This is a genomic window from Paenibacillus sp. BGI2013 (assembly GCF_002843485.1).
Taxonomy (GTDB): Bacteria; Bacillota; Bacilli; order Paenibacillales; family Paenibacillaceae; genus Paenibacillus; species Paenibacillus amylolyticus.
Window position 1 is genome coordinate 225004 of the sequence record NZ_PJFA01000006.1, and the last position, 17196, is coordinate 242199.

General features: G+C 45.3%; 19 protein-coding genes. 1 reads left to right on the forward strand and 18 read right to left on the reverse strand.

Annotated features, from left to right (window positions below; translation table 11 throughout):
- Positions 1 to 7: 7 nt before the first annotated feature.
- From CXK86_RS16955 to CXK86_RS17035, 17 genes are all read right to left on the reverse strand, one after another.
- A complete protein-coding gene (locus CXK86_RS16955; protein ID WP_036611311.1) occupies positions 8 to 1339 on the reverse strand; it encodes a UDP-glucose dehydrogenase family protein in 1332 nt (443 codons plus the stop codon).
- Positions 1340 to 1371: 32 nt separating this feature from the next.
- Positions 1372 to 2754: a sugar phosphate nucleotidyltransferase gene (locus CXK86_RS16960; RefSeq protein ID WP_076251442.1), complete on the reverse strand. Its 1383-nt coding sequence runs from the start codon at positions 2752 to 2754 to the stop codon at positions 1372 to 1374.
- On the reverse strand, positions 2751 to 3779 hold the full coding sequence (locus CXK86_RS16965; protein ID WP_036611316.1) for a polysaccharide pyruvyl transferase family protein: 1029 nt from the start codon (positions 3777 to 3779) through the stop codon (positions 2751 to 2753). The genes CXK86_RS16960 and CXK86_RS16965 overlap by 4 nt, the downstream gene beginning before the upstream one ends.
- Positions 3766 to 5142 (reverse strand): lipopolysaccharide biosynthesis protein, encoded by a 1377-nt coding sequence (locus CXK86_RS16970; protein WP_076251440.1) that lies wholly within the window; start codon positions 5140 to 5142, stop codon positions 3766 to 3768. The genes CXK86_RS16965 and CXK86_RS16970 overlap by 14 nt, the downstream gene beginning before the upstream one ends.
- Positions 5143 to 5150: 8 nt before the next feature.
- The gene (locus CXK86_RS16975; protein WP_257467889.1) at positions 5151 to 6134 is read right to left on the reverse strand and encodes a glycosyltransferase; all 984 of its coding nucleotides are present in this window, start codon (positions 6132 to 6134) and stop codon (positions 5151 to 5153) included.
- Positions 6100 to 7122: a glycosyltransferase gene (locus tag CXK86_RS16980; RefSeq protein ID WP_076251437.1), complete on the reverse strand. Its 1023-nt coding sequence runs from the start codon at positions 7120 to 7122 to the stop codon at positions 6100 to 6102. Before CXK86_RS16980 ends, CXK86_RS16975 begins: the two co-directional genes overlap by 35 nt.
- Before the next feature lie 11 nt (positions 7123 to 7133).
- A complete protein-coding gene (locus CXK86_RS16985) occupies positions 7134 to 8078 on the reverse strand; it encodes a glycosyltransferase family 2 protein (protein WP_076251435.1) in 945 nt (314 codons plus the stop codon).
- A 21-nt stretch (positions 8079 to 8099) separates the two neighbouring features.
- Positions 8100 to 9167: a glycosyltransferase family 4 protein gene (locus CXK86_RS16990; protein WP_076251433.1), complete on the reverse strand. Its 1068-nt coding sequence runs from the start codon at positions 9165 to 9167 to the stop codon at positions 8100 to 8102.
- Positions 9168 to 9205: 38 nt separating this feature from the next.
- Positions 9206 to 9685 (reverse strand): PssE/Cps14G family polysaccharide biosynthesis glycosyltransferase, encoded by a 480-nt coding sequence (gene pssE, locus CXK86_RS16995; protein WP_036611327.1) that lies wholly within the window; start codon positions 9683 to 9685, stop codon positions 9206 to 9208.
- On the reverse strand, positions 9682 to 10140 hold the full coding sequence (gene pssD, locus CXK86_RS17000; RefSeq protein ID WP_036668906.1) for a PssD/Cps14F family polysaccharide biosynthesis glycosyltransferase: 459 nt from the start codon (positions 10138 to 10140) through the stop codon (positions 9682 to 9684). The genes pssE and pssD overlap by 4 nt, the downstream gene beginning before the upstream one ends.
- Positions 10137 to 11513, reverse strand: a complete 1377-nt coding sequence (locus tag CXK86_RS17005) for an O-antigen ligase family protein (protein ID WP_101314136.1) — start codon at positions 11511 to 11513, stop codon at positions 10137 to 10139. The genes pssD and CXK86_RS17005 overlap by 4 nt, the downstream gene beginning before the upstream one ends.
- Before the next feature lie 34 nt (positions 11514 to 11547).
- A complete protein-coding gene (locus tag CXK86_RS17010) occupies positions 11548 to 12246 on the reverse strand; it encodes a sugar transferase (RefSeq protein WP_036611331.1) in 699 nt (232 codons plus the stop codon).
- The gene (galU, locus tag CXK86_RS17015; RefSeq protein WP_036611572.1) at positions 12243 to 13145 is read right to left on the reverse strand and encodes a UTP--glucose-1-phosphate uridylyltransferase GalU; all 903 of its coding nucleotides are present in this window, start codon (positions 13143 to 13145) and stop codon (positions 12243 to 12245) included. Before galU ends, CXK86_RS17010 begins: the two co-directional genes overlap by 4 nt.
- A 187-nt stretch (positions 13146 to 13332) precedes the next feature.
- Positions 13333 to 14010, reverse strand: coding sequence for a CpsD/CapB family tyrosine-protein kinase (locus tag CXK86_RS17020; protein WP_076251431.1), 678 nt, complete (start codon positions 14008 to 14010; stop codon positions 13333 to 13335).
- A complete protein-coding gene (locus CXK86_RS17025; protein WP_036611336.1) occupies positions 13991 to 14740 on the reverse strand; it encodes a YveK family protein in 750 nt (249 codons plus the stop codon). Before CXK86_RS17025 ends, CXK86_RS17020 begins: the two co-directional genes overlap by 20 nt.
- Before the next feature lie 38 nt (positions 14741 to 14778).
- Complete coding sequence (locus CXK86_RS17030) at positions 14779 to 15537, reverse strand: tyrosine-protein phosphatase (protein WP_036611338.1); 759 nt, start codon at positions 15535 to 15537, stop codon at positions 14779 to 14781.
- A 155-nt stretch (positions 15538 to 15692) separates the two neighbouring features.
- Entirely contained in the window at positions 15693 to 16097 is a 405-nt protein-coding gene (locus tag CXK86_RS17035) for a hypothetical protein (protein WP_127551237.1), read from the reverse strand.
- A 378-nt stretch (positions 16098 to 16475) separates the two neighbouring features.
- Between CXK86_RS17035 and CXK86_RS17040 the strand changes: the two genes are divergently transcribed.
- Positions 16476 to 16844 carry a helix-turn-helix domain-containing protein gene (locus CXK86_RS17040; RefSeq protein ID WP_076251429.1) on the forward strand — a complete coding sequence of 123 codons (369 nt, stop codon included), beginning with the start codon at positions 16476 to 16478 and terminating at the stop codon, positions 16842 to 16844.
- Between the two features lie 97 nt (positions 16845 to 16941).
- Here the strand turns inward: CXK86_RS17040 and CXK86_RS32095 are convergent, their stop codons facing one another.
- A complete protein-coding gene (locus CXK86_RS32095; protein WP_017690128.1) occupies positions 16942 to 17097 on the reverse strand; it encodes a hypothetical protein in 156 nt (51 codons plus the stop codon).
- Positions 17098 to 17196: the final 99 nt, after the last annotated feature.

Consider the following 17196-nt stretch of genomic DNA (forward strand, 5'->3'; position numbering starts at 1 on the left):
GCCTCCGTCAGATGACTGCCGTTTTTCTTCCATCGATATTGGTTAGACCTGGACGACCAACGGAGTAGTATTGAAAGGACGTATCTTTAATCTGATCTTCTCCGTAGATGTTTCTTCCATCAATCAGGATGGGTTGATTCATATGCGCTGCCAAATCAGTCAGATTAACCTCCATGAACTCTTTCCATTCCGTCAGAACACAGAGTGCATCAGCACCTTCCGCCGCTTTCATGGCACGCTCTTCCCACGTAATGGATGGGGAATCCACCTCTTTGCGGAAGTTCTCGGTAGCGATGGGGTCATATGCCCGAATCACCGCTCCCTGCTCAAGCAAACGTTGAATGATCTCAATCGCCGGAGCATCACGAACGTCATCGGTATCTGGTTTGAAAGCAAGCCCCCAGATGGCAATCTCCTTCCCTTCGAGTGAGCCTAGTGCATCTTCCAGTTTACGAATGATGTTGAAGCGTTGATCTTTGTTCACTTCCACCACGGACTTCAGCAGTTTGAAGTCATAATCCACATTACCTGCAATTTGAATCAGAGCTTGTGTATCCTTAGGGAAACAGGAACCTCCGTAACCAATGCCTGCCTTGAGAAAGGAGGCACCGATTCGTCTGTCATAGCCCATGCCTTCGGCAACACGGCTGACATCTGCTCCTACTTTTTCACAGATGTTAGAGATTTCGTTGATAAATGAGATCTTGGTTGCCAGGAAAGCGTTGGATGCATATTTAATCATTTCGGCCGAGCGAATATCCGTAACAATAATCTGATCGGTTAATGGCTGATGCAGCTCTTTCAACGTGGCGACTGCCCGCTCACTATGTGTCCCAATGACTATCCGGTCAGGATAGAGCGTATCCTGGACAGCGGTACCTTCTCGCAGGAACTCCGGTACCGATGCCATGTCGAATGGATGATTCGTCAAACTGCTGATCCATTCCTGAATACGATCGTTAGTTCCGACAGGAACAGTGCTTTTAGTCATTATTATTTTATAATTATCCATATAAGAACCTATTTCTCGCGCGACAAGCTCAATAAAGCTCAGATTTGCTTCGCCATTAGGCAGGGATGGCGTACCCACCGCGATAATGATGATATCCGAACGACTGATAGCATCCTGAATGTTGGTGGTGAAGGACAGCCTTCCTGCTTTCATATTGGCATTCATGATATCCTTCAGACCCGGTTCATAGATCGGAACATGACCGTCCATTAACATATTCACTTTTTCCACATTGTTGTCGACACAGATCACGTTATTTCCCAGTTCCGAAAAACATACGCCCGATACCAAACCCACATACCCTGTGCCAATCACCGTAATATTCATTCCATAATCTCCCCCATGTTCTAATGTGTTGGTTACGCGTGCTTCACATATGTCTGAACAATGTCCTGCCATTCGGTAGACACTCTAACGATATCTTCCTCAATCAGCTGGCTGCCGATCTGTACTTCAATGATCTCCAGTTCCGTAACGGCTCTGACGGAATGAAACATACTCCGGTCAATGATCACTGTATCTCCTTGCCCGATCATTCGGCTCTGCCCATCCAGAATCAATTCCCCTGTTCCCGATACAACCGTCCATACCTCATTGCGAAGCAAATGGTATTGATAACTCAGGTTTTTCCCGGCACTGATGCAGATTCGTTTGGTGAGAACCTCGCCGCCAGCTTCGTTTCTTGTATAATCCAGAACCCGGTAGCAACCCCACCTACGCTCCTCATACATGGGGCGTTGATCCTCATTCTTCAAGATTTCCTTGATCCGTGGGCTGGCTTCTTTGTCACTGACCAGAATGCCATCCGGACTCACGGCAACCACCACATCTGACAAGCCCAATATGGCAACCGGAATGTTCAATTCATTGACCAGGTGGGTATTCAGGGAATCTCCCGTAATCCACCCTTTTCCTACTACCGAGCTTCCCATCTCTTCCGTAAGTGTGTTCCACGTGCCTAGATCTTTCCAGAAGCCGTTATACGGAATAGCGATAATCTGATTTGCCTTCTCGACAACCTGGTAATCAAAACTGATCTTGTTCAATCTTTCGTATTGCTTCAGCATCTCGTCATACTGGATCGGCAGTTCCATCTCAATGAGCAGATTAATCAAATAACCAAGTTTAAAAGCAAAAACCCCGCAATTCCATAATGCGGCCTGCTCAATCATGAGGACCGCATCGGATTCGCAGGGTTTTTCCTGGAACTTCGCTACATTCACGTATTCATTGTTATTTTCACTGGAAGATAGGAATTGCGGAATGATGTATCCGTACTTCTCTGACGGGTATGTCGGCACAACTCCCATCAAGGCCAGATCAGCACCAGACTTATCAAGCATCTCCGGTAAGGTTGCCAGCACTTCGAAGAATTCTTTTTCAACAAAGGGATCCACAGGCAACACTGCAATTGTCTCATTCAGACTCACACTCTCTACGGAATACAGATAGGAGACTGCCAGCGCAATCGCAGGAAACGTATCTCTGCGCTCAGGCTCCACAACCAGTCTCACATCGTCTCCCAGCTGAGAAGTCAGAATCTCCACCTGTGGCAAACTGGTCGCAATAAGCGCCTCTGATGCAAGTCCGGCATGATTCAGCTGTCGCCATACCCGCTGTACCATGGATTCCGGACTTCCCTCTGGCCCATGAAGAACTTTAAGAAATTGCTTGGATCTGGAATCGTTGGATAACGGCCAGAGACGTTTGCCAGAACCGCCGGATAACAGAATACTTCTCATAGGGCTGCACCATCCGACAACACAACCGTACTTGCTCCCTTGCCTGTCTCGGTTGGCTTGTTATATGTGCTGGTCTGATTGGACTCCAGTCTGCCTGCCGGATTGCTCTTGGTCCAAGCTGCATAATAATTCGAGTTTTTGCCGTATGAATTATCCAGCAGGATGTTCGGTTGATCCAGGAGACAGGCCAGAATATGTCCATGCAGACGGGATGTCGTGATGGTTCGGTATTGATTGAATTCCTTAATGGCCGTATGTACCATCCGATCAGAGTATTTGTACCACAACCAGCGGGCGAAAGAGCTACCTTTCCCTGACTTCAACCGGGATGTAATCATGCGAATGATCTTCCGGTCTACCCGGTTGTACAATGTCTCCCAGTCTTTAAACGTGGCCTTAGGTCCACTGACGGATTCGTAATGCACCTGATTCTGAGTTTTCTCAATGTCTTTACGAAAGAAATACAACATCTCTGCGGTAGGCTTGCTCTTGGACTTCAAAGGCCACAACTGATGCGCCATATCCGGGGATAGATACACATTGGTTTGTTGAAATTCTTTACTGGCTATCTCATAAGATAAGGTGTCCCGGACAAAAAAGTGTACATCCTTATGACGATTGAATACTTGGGCTGTCTTTTTCAATTCAATATCACTCTTGTAAAACATCGTCTGTGGCAGAATGACAATCCGGTGATTCGGATGTTGGGCAATCATTCGTTCTCTCAATTTCTGATGGGCAGGATACAGATCACCAAAGTTACCTCCCCCGTGCAACACAATCGTGATACCTTCCGGAACCTTGAGGGATAAAGGGCAATCCAGAATGCTGTATCTGGCACGTACATGAATATCATTGTCCCGGAAGAAAGCCTCAGTACCTTTCATAATCAACAAGTCGCCACCATTGCTATGCACCGGGTAATCCAAATAATAGATTTCGGTACGCGGTGGAATGACCTTCAAAATCTGACGTAAATGTCCCTTCAACTCTTCCATTGGATGAATATTGTTAGTGCCCAGCATCTCCATCTCCTCCTTGGGTGACTCTTCTTCTTTTTTTATTTAACCGTTCATAGAGAAACGTCAGATCTTCCTTGTCATAGAACATGGCGGCAAACTTCACCTTAAATACAATCTTCATCGCAGCCACAGTAACCACCATTCGTACAATGGACCCGATCAATAAAGCAATTGCAATTCCGTTGAGCCCCCACAGCGGGGTGAATACAAAGAACAAAGCCACCGTCACCGAGAGTGCAATGAGCTGTCTGATCATCACAAGTCCAGGCCGACCAAGTGCATTAAATGCGGATGCCAGAATCCAGGAGCCACCACCAATAATGCATTCCACAGCCAAAATATAAAATGCTACGCTCGCTTCCAAAAATTCGGAGCCAAACAGAAGACCCATCAGGTAGTTCCCCACAAACATGGTGGGTATTACAATGATCATCATGACCATGAGCGAGATGCGGAAGGCTCTGCCAACTGTTCGAATAATCTGCTCTTGGGGCAATCCAGTCACTTTTGGAAAAACAACATTGCTAATGGCCGTCTGAACCGCATTGTAGATTCGGGATAACGCAAATACGACGGAATACAGTCCAAAATCACGCGGGGTGAGCAAAGCCAAAATAATGATTTTATCAAACTGGGTATACAGCGTTCCTAACAATTCAACACCATACACCTTGCTGCCATAACCAAAAAGTTTCTTGGCCGAACTCTGGTCCACCCGATCCTTGAACCATCTCAGTCTTAATTCATTACGGTTGGCATAGATAGCCCACGCCACCACGGAGAAGCTGGTTACAAAATAGATCGCAGCCGCGAGCTGAATGCTCAGCATGCCCAGGCCCCATAACACAAAAAGCCCGCCTACATTAAACAGGGGGATCATTAACCGGATACCATTATATACAGCGAATTTCTCCCGACTCTGCGAGAGGGCTGATATGAGATTGATGACAATAAGTACAGGAACGGTTGCAATCGTATACCATCTCGATATCTGCACGACCTCCGGCGGAAAGCTGGAGAGCCAGAAAGGTAATCCAAACCAGGCCACAATACCAATGATGATGCACACCGGAACTTGAAAAAGAAAGCTTAACCGAACATACTGTGCACTCTTCTCGGTTGCGCTCTGTTTGATGTTATAAATGATAGAAGTGGGTAGTCCGAATCCGACCAATCCGGTTAAGAGCGCAGGCCAGAATAGAATGGCCGAAAACGCACCCTTTCCCTCTACCCCGAACATGCGTGACGTCAAAATGGAAGACAGCATCGTCAGTGTCATGACGAGCAGATTGGTCCCACTTGTCTGAAATATGGCACTCATTAAGCCGTTTCCTCTGAATACTTTGCGAAGTGCAACTTGCGCCATAGCGATCCTCATCCCTTACTGTTTTGACGAAGCGACCCAACAATCATGCCGTTTCGGTAACATACTTTGGCAAGCTGACGTGTGAACCGATCTGAATTATAAATGTAGATCAGTGAGGTTGTGATCCCCTGTGCAAGCTTGATGCCATGTTTGGCCGTACGCACAACACCACGATCCTGATCACGAATGGCATCACTCACACCTTGCCAATAGATTCGGCGCAGAAACCAGTTCTTTGTCGTTCGCTCTTTGGCTACTTTATGTTGTACCGCGCCGTATGGCGTGTAATATACCTTGAACTTTGTCCGTATTCTTGCAATTAACTCACTCTCTTCACTGGAGAGAAGATTATTCCCCACTCTTCCAAGATCTTCACGGAAGGGAGCCAGTTGATCAAAGACAGATAAACGAAAAGCCACATTTGCACCAAATGGAATATAAGGACTTTTCATTTCAGTGACTTCATCTGCAAAATCCAGAATGGTGAATAGCGACCTGTTCTCCGGTGGAATCCACATTGGCTCAGGTACTTCCCAGATCGGATCAATCTTGCCACCAACACAACCGATATTTTCATTCATCTCAAACACACTAACGATCTGGTGAATCCAGTCCCTGCAAGCAAAGGCATCATCGTCAAGGAAAAGGATATACTGGCCGCGCGCCTCGTGAATGGCCCGGTTACGGGCGACAGACAAGCCTTGCTTTTCTTCCAACACATAACGGATCGAATGGTTCTCATGATGCAAGATGGTTTGAAGCACGACTTCCCGTGTGTTGTCTTTTGAATTGTTATCAATGAGTATGATCTCATAGTCGCTGCTTGCGTAATTCTGTTGTATTGCACTTCGTATAGCCTCTACCGCATCATGAGCACGGTTATACGTACAGATCGCGACGGTTACCTTCATCATTTCATCCCCATATTTTTCAATTAGGTCCACCCGTTCATCTGCACTAACTGGAGTACAGAGTAAGTGTCCTTTGGGCAATCACTGGCCAATCCAGCCGCTCCAACGCTTTGACAAAACCACTGCCTTCCTGAAACTCCGATTGTTTTAACCGGATCATATTCATTGCCTTGAGCAATCCATCCGGATCCGAAGGTTCGTAGAGCACGGCACAATCTTCAGGCAGATATTCCTCCAACAAGCCAATCCGTGGTGCCACCACCGGTTTACAGAAGGTCAATGCCAGAATTGCACTGCCAGAAGTCGCAATTTGCTTGTATGGAAGAATGATTGAATCGACTGCATCAAAATAATCCGAATATTCATCATCTTCGATGAAATGAAAATGAGTATGAATATGTCCACTCTTGAGAAATTCATCTCCAAGGTCATAATCCTTTACCTTTTTACCAGCAATCAACAGATGGGCTTGTTCGGAATCCAGATCCTTGAATGCCTCCAGCAAATCATCCACTCCCTTGTACGGCGACACCTGACCGAAGAACGCATACACATAACTCTCCTCCGGGATGCCAAACCGGGAGCGGATATTCACGCCTTTTCCCTGATACACTCCCTTATAATGTCCATGTGGTATAACCTCGATCCGGCTGGAATCAATCCCAAACGTCGAACAGATTTCCGAGATCAAGGGTTTACCCATGACAATCAGCTTGGAGCAATTTTGGACCAGTATTTTTCTCATCCAATAATCGAATCGCGTCTTGCCGCTGTTGTGTGGCCAGATGTTGTGCACCGTCCAGAACAATTTGGCCCCGCGCAAGCGTGCAAAACAAATCATCAATACATATAGAATGGACTTGATCACTGTTGTCAGCACGGAAGAACCCCTGTAATAGAAGCTGGGCCAATGAAAATGCAACACATCATTTTTTTTCAGTTTGATTAGATCTCTTTTGGTAAACTGTTTCACTTCCCATCCCTTGTTCTCAATGGAATCGGATAACAGTTCATTGAATTTATTGTTTTCAATCATCTTGGGCAGCATATACACCGTCGGATTTTCCATCCAGGCACCTCTTACTTTAGTTTCATTCGCACAGGTTCCTCTGTATACGTTCCAACTGCGCGCCTTGCATGAAATCTCATTAAAAATCCTTGCATCATAATTTTGGTATTACGCTTGAGCAGCACCCAATCTTTCCACCAAGGGTACAGCGACAGTGCTTTTTTCAAATAAACATTATTGCGAAGTGTATTTCTCGACCATTCAAGCATTCGATAATGGTGTAACTGACGGCGCTTCTGTTCCTTGGACATGTCATTGTAGTATTTCAAAATAATCTTGCGTTGGCCCTTGTACTTGGCCGTTGTAGAGGTTGAAATTCGTGGACCACTATGGATGTTGATATCCACCAGCGGTTCTTTCACATTCACGGCGATGTAGCCTCGTTTCAATATGCGCAGATAAAAGTCATAATCCTGAGCGGATGTCAGATTCTCATCGAATCGAACTTCACGGGCCAGTGAGGTGAGTACCATGATTTTGGACGTTTCCCCAATCCAGTTGAATGTAAGCAGATCCTCATACCGAATAACATCGCGAGGTTCCACCGACAATTTCCGTTTGACCACCTGATGCTGCTCATTCGTGTATGCGAGATACTTGCTGCAAAAGGTGAATGATTCCTTTGTTCGTTCCAGCACTTCCGCCTGGGTTTTTATTTTGTCAGGCATCCATTCATCATCATCATCCAGGAAGGCAATGTACTTGCCATTGGCTTGGGATATCCCTACATTCCGTGCATGGTTGGCTCCTTTGGGATATGGAACCCTAATGTACCGAATCCGTGAATCTTCCCGGGTCCAAGCCTGACAGATCTCTGGCGTCTGATCTTCTGAACCATCATCCACAATGAAAATCTCCAGATACGGATGTGTTTGCTCACGTACACTTCTCAACGCATTTTTCAATAACTCGGCCCGGTTATGGGTCGTAATGATGCAAGATACCAAGGGGTTCATTTCATCACCTTTTCCTGTTCACTAGGATACCTTCACTTGAAGTGCATCATATATTCCTGATAATCTGCCTACGAGAAGATTCATATCGAACTTATCCGATATAATCTCTCTGTTATGTGAACCCATTCTTGCTCTAACCTCTTCATCCGTGATGAGATATTCCAGCGCTGATGTCAGCCCGTGCACATCTCCCGGCTCGATTAACAGCCCATTATGACCGGATGTAATCACTTCGGGGATGCCTCCGACGGTGGTCGATATAATGGGCAAGCCACAATTCATTGCTTCAAGTATGGCCATAGGTAATCCCTCATGATAAGATGGCAGGACCAGTATATCCGCTTCCCGCATCAGTTTTTCCTTTTGCTCTCCGTTAATCCAGCCGAGTACATTGACACGATCCTCTATTCCATACTTCTGCACGATTGCTTTGACTTCTTCGATTTCGCCATCCCCTGCCAGATTAAAGGTGGCTGTAACGCCTAAAGCCTTCAATTGCTGAATGGACTGAAGCAGATCGTAGACTCCTTTTCGCTCACCCAGTCTGCCCATGAAGAGAGCATTAACGGCTGTTTGTTGTTCTCTTACAAACGGTTCTTTGACAAAGACCCCGTTATAAAGAACCTCAATGGCTGTCTCCGGCACAATCGTAGCAAAGTATTCTTTCCACGTCTGGGACAAGACAATCAACTTGTCTGCCTGATTCAGAATGTAGTGACAATACTTGCGCTGCAGAGCAAATTGATTGTAGAAATCATCAAAGCTGGCCGCATGAATATGCAGAATAACTGACTTTCGAAACAACTTTCGTGCGGTTAGCAGAAATAGAGACTTCCGATAAAAGCTCCCGTTGTTTGCCATATGAATATGCACGATATCCGGCTTGAACGTGTACAACTTCATCCAGAATTGCATGAATCCCCGTATAAAAATAAGCAGCCGTGAGAACACGCTGCCCGTGATATACGTTTCGACCCGCTGCATGGCATACATTTCCGAGATGGAGGAATCCTCAATGTTTTTGATGACACTCACAATTCCGCCCATATCCTTCAAGGATGATCCAACAACCAATACTTTTGGTTTCATGATAGACTCCTTTTTTTCATGGTTAATCTTCATACCTCTTACAGACTATTCACGTAATTTTTGATGGATGAAATCAGATCAGACTGTTTTCTCACATAAGGCTGGAACGTCAGCTCTTCTATGCAAGGAACCAGTTTTTGTAATTCAGCCTGACTCTCCGCGACGGCCACATAGCCGTTATCCTGAAAAACCTTGGAAATCTCAAGCTGATGGTCATCCACATGTTCGCCCCATTCTTTCCGGCGTGGAATGACAATAACGGGCTTGCCGCGTTCAAGACAATTTGTAATGGAGCCAACACCCGCATGAGAAATAATGCATCTGCTGCGCTCCACATATTCATTCATCTCTTCCTGCGTGAGGAAAGGAATCACAGTGAAATTCCGCGGCTGATACTCGGTATATCCGGATTGGGCAACAACCTCTTCTTCAATAATTCCTGCTTCAATCGCCTCATCAATAAGCTCAAACATCCGATTGAAGGGAAAACGCTGGGTTCCAACGATTGCAAATATCAAAATAAAGCCCCCCTGTACTTCGCATTGGGATAGCTATCCTGCAACGTTTCCCATTGGATGAAGAACTCATCCGAGATTTTGTACATCAATCTCCCGGTTGCGCTAGAGGAATAGATTTTGGCATAACTTTCGATGTAGATCAGCTTGGCGCCGAAGATTTTACCGATAAGGCAAAAAGGATATGTGGCTCCCGCCCCTGTTGTAATGATCACCTTTGGACGCTCACGCAGATATAGAAAGAACGATTTGATAATATTAGCCACAAAGATTAGCAAGAACATCGCATTTTTACGCTCTTGCTGCATTAAGAAGTATACTTTGCCCTGAGACGATTCTACTTTTCTGCTTTTATTCTTCTCGGTAATCAGGAAATAATCATGTTCTTCAACCGCAGGAATAATTTTGGTTAATTCATCAAAATGACCGCCTGTAGAACTGATCAAACAGACCTTCATGTTCTAATCTCCTTTGAAAAGGATACGTCCTTGGCTCGCTGTATCTGTATATCCACTTCTGCTTCAGCCCCTGACTTGGAATGAACTCCTTTTCCCGTAGCATATAACGCGTTCAGGAAGATACAGAATGGAGCAATCAGATGAACCGTGGACAGGGTATTGTCAAAAAAGGAATAGGTCAGGAAACCGATAATCATACCGGCAAAATACAACCGGATCATGCCGCCCAATCGGAAGTAAACAGCCCGAAACACCAGCAGCAGCGATAGAAACAACAGGATGGCTCCAACTAACCCGCCATCATAATAAAAACGAATGTATTCATTATGTGGAACAACGAAGCCGGAAAAGATACTTCCATCATTCGCTACAAGAGTTGAGCCGAGTCCACGTCCAAATATCGGATACTCATTTGCTTTGCCAACAAAATAATTCCAGGCTACATCCCTTCCCGACAAGCCTTTGCTCTCTGACCTCATCTCATAATTGTCCCACTGCGCAATCACCATATAGGCCACAGCGACAACAAACAGAATGAGAGGAATAATGGCACTGACTCTGCCTTTGATGAAGGCTTTCAGTTGATCAAAGAGGTAGACCAGAATAATCGGAATAAGCGCAATAAGCGGCCCCCTTGTTCCCGTCTGGACCAGAATGACCAGATGTGTCAAGGTAAGCATGTAATACAGAACAACCTGATGCCCTTGCTTGATCTGAATCAGACAGACGCAGATGGAGATAAAACACAACATGGCCAGATGCGCGGCGATGTTAGCTCCCTGTAACCGGGTTACACCCGACATCTCCAGGTTAGTAATGGACAATATGCCGGCGAGTTGCAGAATATAACCACCAGCCAGACTGAACAGCGGCAACCATGCGAGTACACGTATAATTCGTTGACTGATCTCTCTTGAAAAATGGGGCATCAGCAACAAAAAAGGAACAATGACTCCTAGAAAGGCCTTGAATGGATCGAGCGGACTAACCTTACTGGGCAGATCAGATAGAAAATAACTCTCCACAAATAAAAAACCAATCGCCAGTGCAGGATATATCAACTCTTTGCGAATACCAAAGCGTAGAAAAAGAGAGACGACAAAACCCAGAATCGCCAGCTTGTAGAAGGACAGCGAATCCAGTCCTGCCAGATGAATGCTAAATATTTTATCAATGGATAATGAAAAACTTACGATGAGAATCATAAAAATCCAGCTGGGCTGTTTAATATAAACGCCCAGCAGAATCACAGCTATGAGTGCAACAACCGAGACTAGCGGAAGATAGATTGCTGCGAAGACAATTACCAGCGAAAAAAGAATGATATTAAACGACTTCATATTTAATGCAGCAAGTATACCGGTCTTTTGCATATCTGCTATGCCACCTCAAAGCCAGAATCGTGTTTCAAAACGCATCCTTCGAACCTACCAGCACCTTGAACGTTCTGAAGATAATTTTGATATCCACCATCATGCTGCGCTCACGGGCATACGTCAGATCCAGCTCCACCATTTCCTCAAAACCAACACTATTTCGTCCGCTGACTTGCCATAATCCCGTACATCCCGGGATCATCTGAAGACGTTGTCTGTCATAGGAAGTGTAGTTCTTCACTTCTCTGGGCAGAGCCGGTCTGGGTCCAACGAGACTCATCTCTCCTCTGAACACGTTCCACAACTGAGGCAGCTCATCCAGACTGGTTTTCCGAATGAACTTGCCAATCCGGGTAATGCGGGGATCATTTTTCATTTTGAACATATTCCCGTTCACTTCATTCTGATCAATCAGCTGTTCCAGCAGATCTTCTGCATTCGCAACCATCGACCTGAATTTGTACATATGAAACTCTTTCCCATTCTGTCCTACTCGTACCTGACGAAAAAAAACAGACCCCTGCGGGGCCTCGATTTTGATCAGTAATCCGATGACCGCAAACAAGGGGCACAAAATGATCAAACCTATGAAAGAACCCAGCAAATCGAGCATTCTTTTCATAAATAGATACACTTTATCCGCATTTTGTCCTGACATCGTTGATGCATTGTACCCCAGACTTGGGTCCATAACAATCTCCGCTTCCTTCGATTGGGGAGATGGACTCATTCAAACTCCCCCCCGGCTACATGTTCTACCGACTCTTTTTCCAGAATCTGTTGCAGAGCTTGCAGCATTGGAATTCTAAGTTCCTGTTTTTGCAGAGCGAAGTCGATGGTTGTCAAAATGAATCCCAGTTTCTCGCCCACGTCATAACGTACTCCCTCGAAATCGTAAGCATACACTCCTTGTGTCTCATTTAAGCGCTGAATCGCATCTGTTAATTGAATCTCTCCCCCTTGACCAATCTCTTGTTGCTCCAGATGTTCGAAAATCTCTGGACTCAGTACGTATCTCCCCATAATCGCCAGGTTGGATGGCGCTGTGCCTTGGGCAGGTTTCTCTACGAATCTGAGAACCTCTGTCAAACGGCCATCCGATTGAAGCGGGTCCACAATGCCGTATCTGTCTGTTTGTTCAGCCAGTACGGTTTGTACGCCAACAATGGAATGTTGAACCTGATCATATTGATCGATCAATTGTTTGGTGCACGGAACTTCCGATACGACGATGTCATCTCCGAGCAACACGGCAAAAGGTTCGTCACCGATAAAGTTACGTGCACACCAGACAGCATGACCAAGTCCTTTGGCCTCTTTTTGTCTTATGTAGTGGATATCCACGTTAGAGGATTTGCGGACCTCTTCAAGCAAGCCCAGTTTCCCTTTTTCCAGCAAGTTGTGCTCCAGTTCAAAAGCGTTGTCGAAATGATCTTCAATTGCCCGCTTCCCTTTACCCGTTACGATGATGATGTCTTCGATTCCAGAGGCAATGGCTTCCTCAACGATATACTGTATAGTTGGTTTGTCCACAATAGGGAGCATTTCTTTGGGCATCGCTTTTGTGGCTGGCAAAAATCGTGTACCTAGTCCAGCTGCAGGAATGATTGCTTTTCTCACTTTTTTCATAAATACCACCCTATCCTCTTTTTTTTTAGTTTGATAAAAGTTGAACCAGGGCATCTAACCCGTCCTCACGTCATACCTTCGACGATTAACGTCTAAGGTTCATTGAACCCACAGCATGACCGAGTGCCTACAGTGATAAAGGTGCAGTAGACATTACCTGTTTACTTGGGAGCATTGGATGGAAGGTTTACTTCTCTCCGTAGCCCACCGGAACTGCAGCGTTTTTGATATTGTTCAGGATTGCGCCCAGGATTCGTGCATTCACATGCTCCAGAGCAGCCTTGGTCTTCTTCACCAGTTCCTTCTTGACCTTGCCCGAGTTCACGACCAGCAGCACACCATCACACAGCGAACTCACAATGAGTGCATCCGTTACTGCAAGCACCGGCGGTGTATCAAACATGATGACATCATAATGATCCTCTAACTTCTCAATCAGCCTTTTCATCCGGTTGGAACCGATCATCTCGGAAGGGTTCGGCGGAATTGGGCCAGAAGTGAACAATTGGAGATTGTCGATATAACTCTCTCTAAGCACGTCTTCCACACTGTACTGATTAGACAGCACACTACTCAGACCGATATGATTCGGTACAGAAAACACCTGGTGCAAAGAAGGATTACGCAGATCCGCATCGATCAGCAGAACTTTTTTGCCTTCCTGGGCATAGGTTACCGCCAGGTTGCTAATCGTTGTGGTCTTGCCTTCGCCGGATTCAGCGGAAGCCACCATGATTTTTTTGATATGACTGTCGATTGAGGAGAACTGGATGTTCGTCCGTAATTTACGGTATCCCTCCGAGATCTGAGATTTGGAGTTAAAATAGGTCACCAGACTGTTATTTTCATTGGTTAGCCGCGACATATTTGCCATCCCCCACTTTCTGTTGAGATACGTAATTTTTCGTATTTTTCAGATCGTCTTTTTTCATTTTGGATATCACTGTAAGCACAGGTAGGCCCAGCTCTTTTTCAAGCTCAGTTTCGGATTTGAATGTGTCATCCAGATAATCCATCAGGAATACAAGTGCAATGGCGAGCACAAGACCTGCGAACAGACTGACAATGATGCTTAATGTGGTTTTCATATTGATTGGAGATGCGTTACTATCCACTTTTGCTTCACTGAGGATAGCCACATTATCGATTTTCATGATTAGGGGGATTTGAGATTGGAACACGTTGGAGATGGCATTGACCGTTTTTGCGGCTTTTTCGTAGGTAGTCCCTTGTACAGTTATGCTCATCACTTGGGATTCGCTGGCTGTAGAGACGGAAGTGCTATTCATGAGCTGAGCAGAGGTTAAGCCTAGGTCCGGATACGTGGTAGCGACTTTATCCATAATGGCGGAAGATTTAATGATTTCTCTGTATGAGTTAATGAGTTTGATATTGGTTTGAATCATGCTGAAGTCCATCATCGCCTGGCCTTGAACGTTAGAGGTCTGGTTCACGATCAGTTTGGAACTTGCCTCATAGATGGGCTGGGTGAAGAAAATGCTTTTAACCCCTGCACCCACACCGGCTATCAAAGCAATTGCAACAATCAACCACAGTTTCTTTTGTAAGAGTCGAAAATATCCTTTCAGTTCCACTTTCATTCCTCCTATACGTTGTGATCTATCCTATGTAACTACCAGATGGACAGTAGCCATTTGCGAGGTTTCCAGCGTTCTGTGACCAGACACGAATTTGATAGAATGTGCGACGCATTCTCTGCCAGCCGCTTAACGGCTTCAGCTCCAAATCGACGCTCGATGGCCCGCTCTCCTTCACTTATGGCAAATGTCCTTTTGCACGTATCATGTGCATCTGATGAAATGAAATGAAACCCGTTTTCTTTGCAAAAATGAAAACACCACTGCCGAACTTTCCGTCCGAAAAGCCCAGTGAAAGATTGAGCTGTGAGCTGACATAGTCCGCCTTGACTCAAGTAATCAGCCAACAACTTTGGCTTCTTCAAAATGACACGATTACGTTCCGGATGAGCAATAATAGGGGTAATTCCCGCTATTCGTAATTCATGCAGTATCCTGGGGAACTGTGAGGGAATATGACCAAAGGGCAGTTCCAGCAACATGTAACGACTTCCGGCGAGTGTGCAGCACTTTCCTGCATATAAGTCTCCAATCAGGTTGTCATGCACCCTGATCTCCTGTCCGGGACGGATCTCCAGGCGAATGTTACGTTTGCGAAGTTCTGCATGGAGCAGGTTCACGGCCTGATTGACCACCATCGGTTCATTGTTGTATTGCCCGTTCAGGTGATGCGGAGTAGCAATAATGGAGGTAATTCCTGAGGCTGCCGCCTTCTCAGCCATCGCAACGGACTGCTCCATTCGAACAGGACCATCATCTAGGCCGGATAATATGTGGCAGTGCATTTCAACCATATCCAAACTTCCTGAAATAGTATGAGCCCCCTCGCCCCTTTATTCATTGCGCAAATGCTTTTGGTGTTAAAGAACTAATGCATAACGCTATGAAATATAGTAAAATGGCGTTAAGTACATGTTTTGTTCAGAAATTGTTAAGAATCGACTTGGAATTATATGGTGAAATCAATGTAATGATAGGGTTCCTGCAGAGCCTTTTGTTCTGTTGCCTTTTCATACTGAAAACGGGAAACCGCGGGAAACTGAACTTCAGTAAGCATTGTGTTTAACTGTCCAGTTATATATAGTTTCTGTTCGTGCTGAATATGCAAGTTTGAATGATACATTGTGAGCTCTCCGAAGGGCTGTTTCCATTGCAACCTTGCGTGAAGTCGTACACATACATGTTGATCTTCAACATCCAAACCAATGAGCATTTCTGATGATACCGGCAAGTTCAGGTCGCTCAGGAAGGTGATTGCTTGAGTGTCCATTCCAAGTAACAGAACAGGGCGTCTTTTGCGGTCTACCATTTTCCCATGAAACTCCTGAATGTACATATGGACATTTAATTTCATATCAGCCCATTCCTGAATTATTGAATACATGGTTTCATTCCTTTAGAATGGATTAGCCTACATGGACTGCCTCCACTTCCTTCTCACAGGTATATGGTCCAGGCAACAAGGAGATACTTAAAATATTCCAAATGATACATTTTGTAACTCCATACGTCCAATTTACGATACAATACGTATCATGTCAAGCGGTATTTGGACATGGTTCTTTTGATTTACGACAATTTGAGATGTCCTTAGACAGACCTATTTACAAATGGAAATGGGTTAAAGGAAACACATGAGGAGTTACTCTTTTGCAGGAAAGCTGCCCTGATCAAACACTTGGCTCAGGATTGTTTCAATATATATTTGATGTCGTTCAGGGGGAAATAGCTTATGAGCTACGGAAATCGCATTGCAGAATTACGGGAACAGCGGGGACTTACTCAAGAAGAACTTGCGAGCTCCATTCATATTACAAGAGCTGCTCTCTCCCACTACGAGAAGAATCGACGTAAACCGGATTTCGAAGTGTTAACGAGACTTGCTGACATCTTTGAGGTGTCTATCGATTATCTTATAGGACGTACAAAGCAAAGTGATGTCGTGATGGATGAAGACGTACGTGATTTCGTGGATACCTTGGAGTTATCGGACAAAGAAGTGTTAGAACGCTTCGATCTGATGATTGATGGGAAGTCTTTAACAGAAGAAGAGGCACGTCGTTTTATTGCATTTGTCCGAATGGAACGCAGCATGGACTAAACCCGAAAAGAGGACCCAGTTCCCGAGAGATAACCTCTCTGGCTTCTGGGCTTTTTTTGTGTCTTAATTCCCTTTCATTCCATGCTTGTCTATTGTGTCAAGGACGCTTGTTGTTGACGGAGGATACGAAATGGTTCCAACGCTCCGGGTCGATTCCGCATTGCAGTAACACCTTCATGATGTCCATCTGGGTTGCTTCGACTTGTTTACCTGTCGGCCTACGATCGTCCCTGTTTGGATGCTTCATATTCATTCCGCTAACCTCTCTTATCTTTATACTTTCCCTGCCCTCCAAAACTAGCCTTATTATACTTGAGAAAGTTCCTCGATGTTGTCGTCTCATGGCGATAAC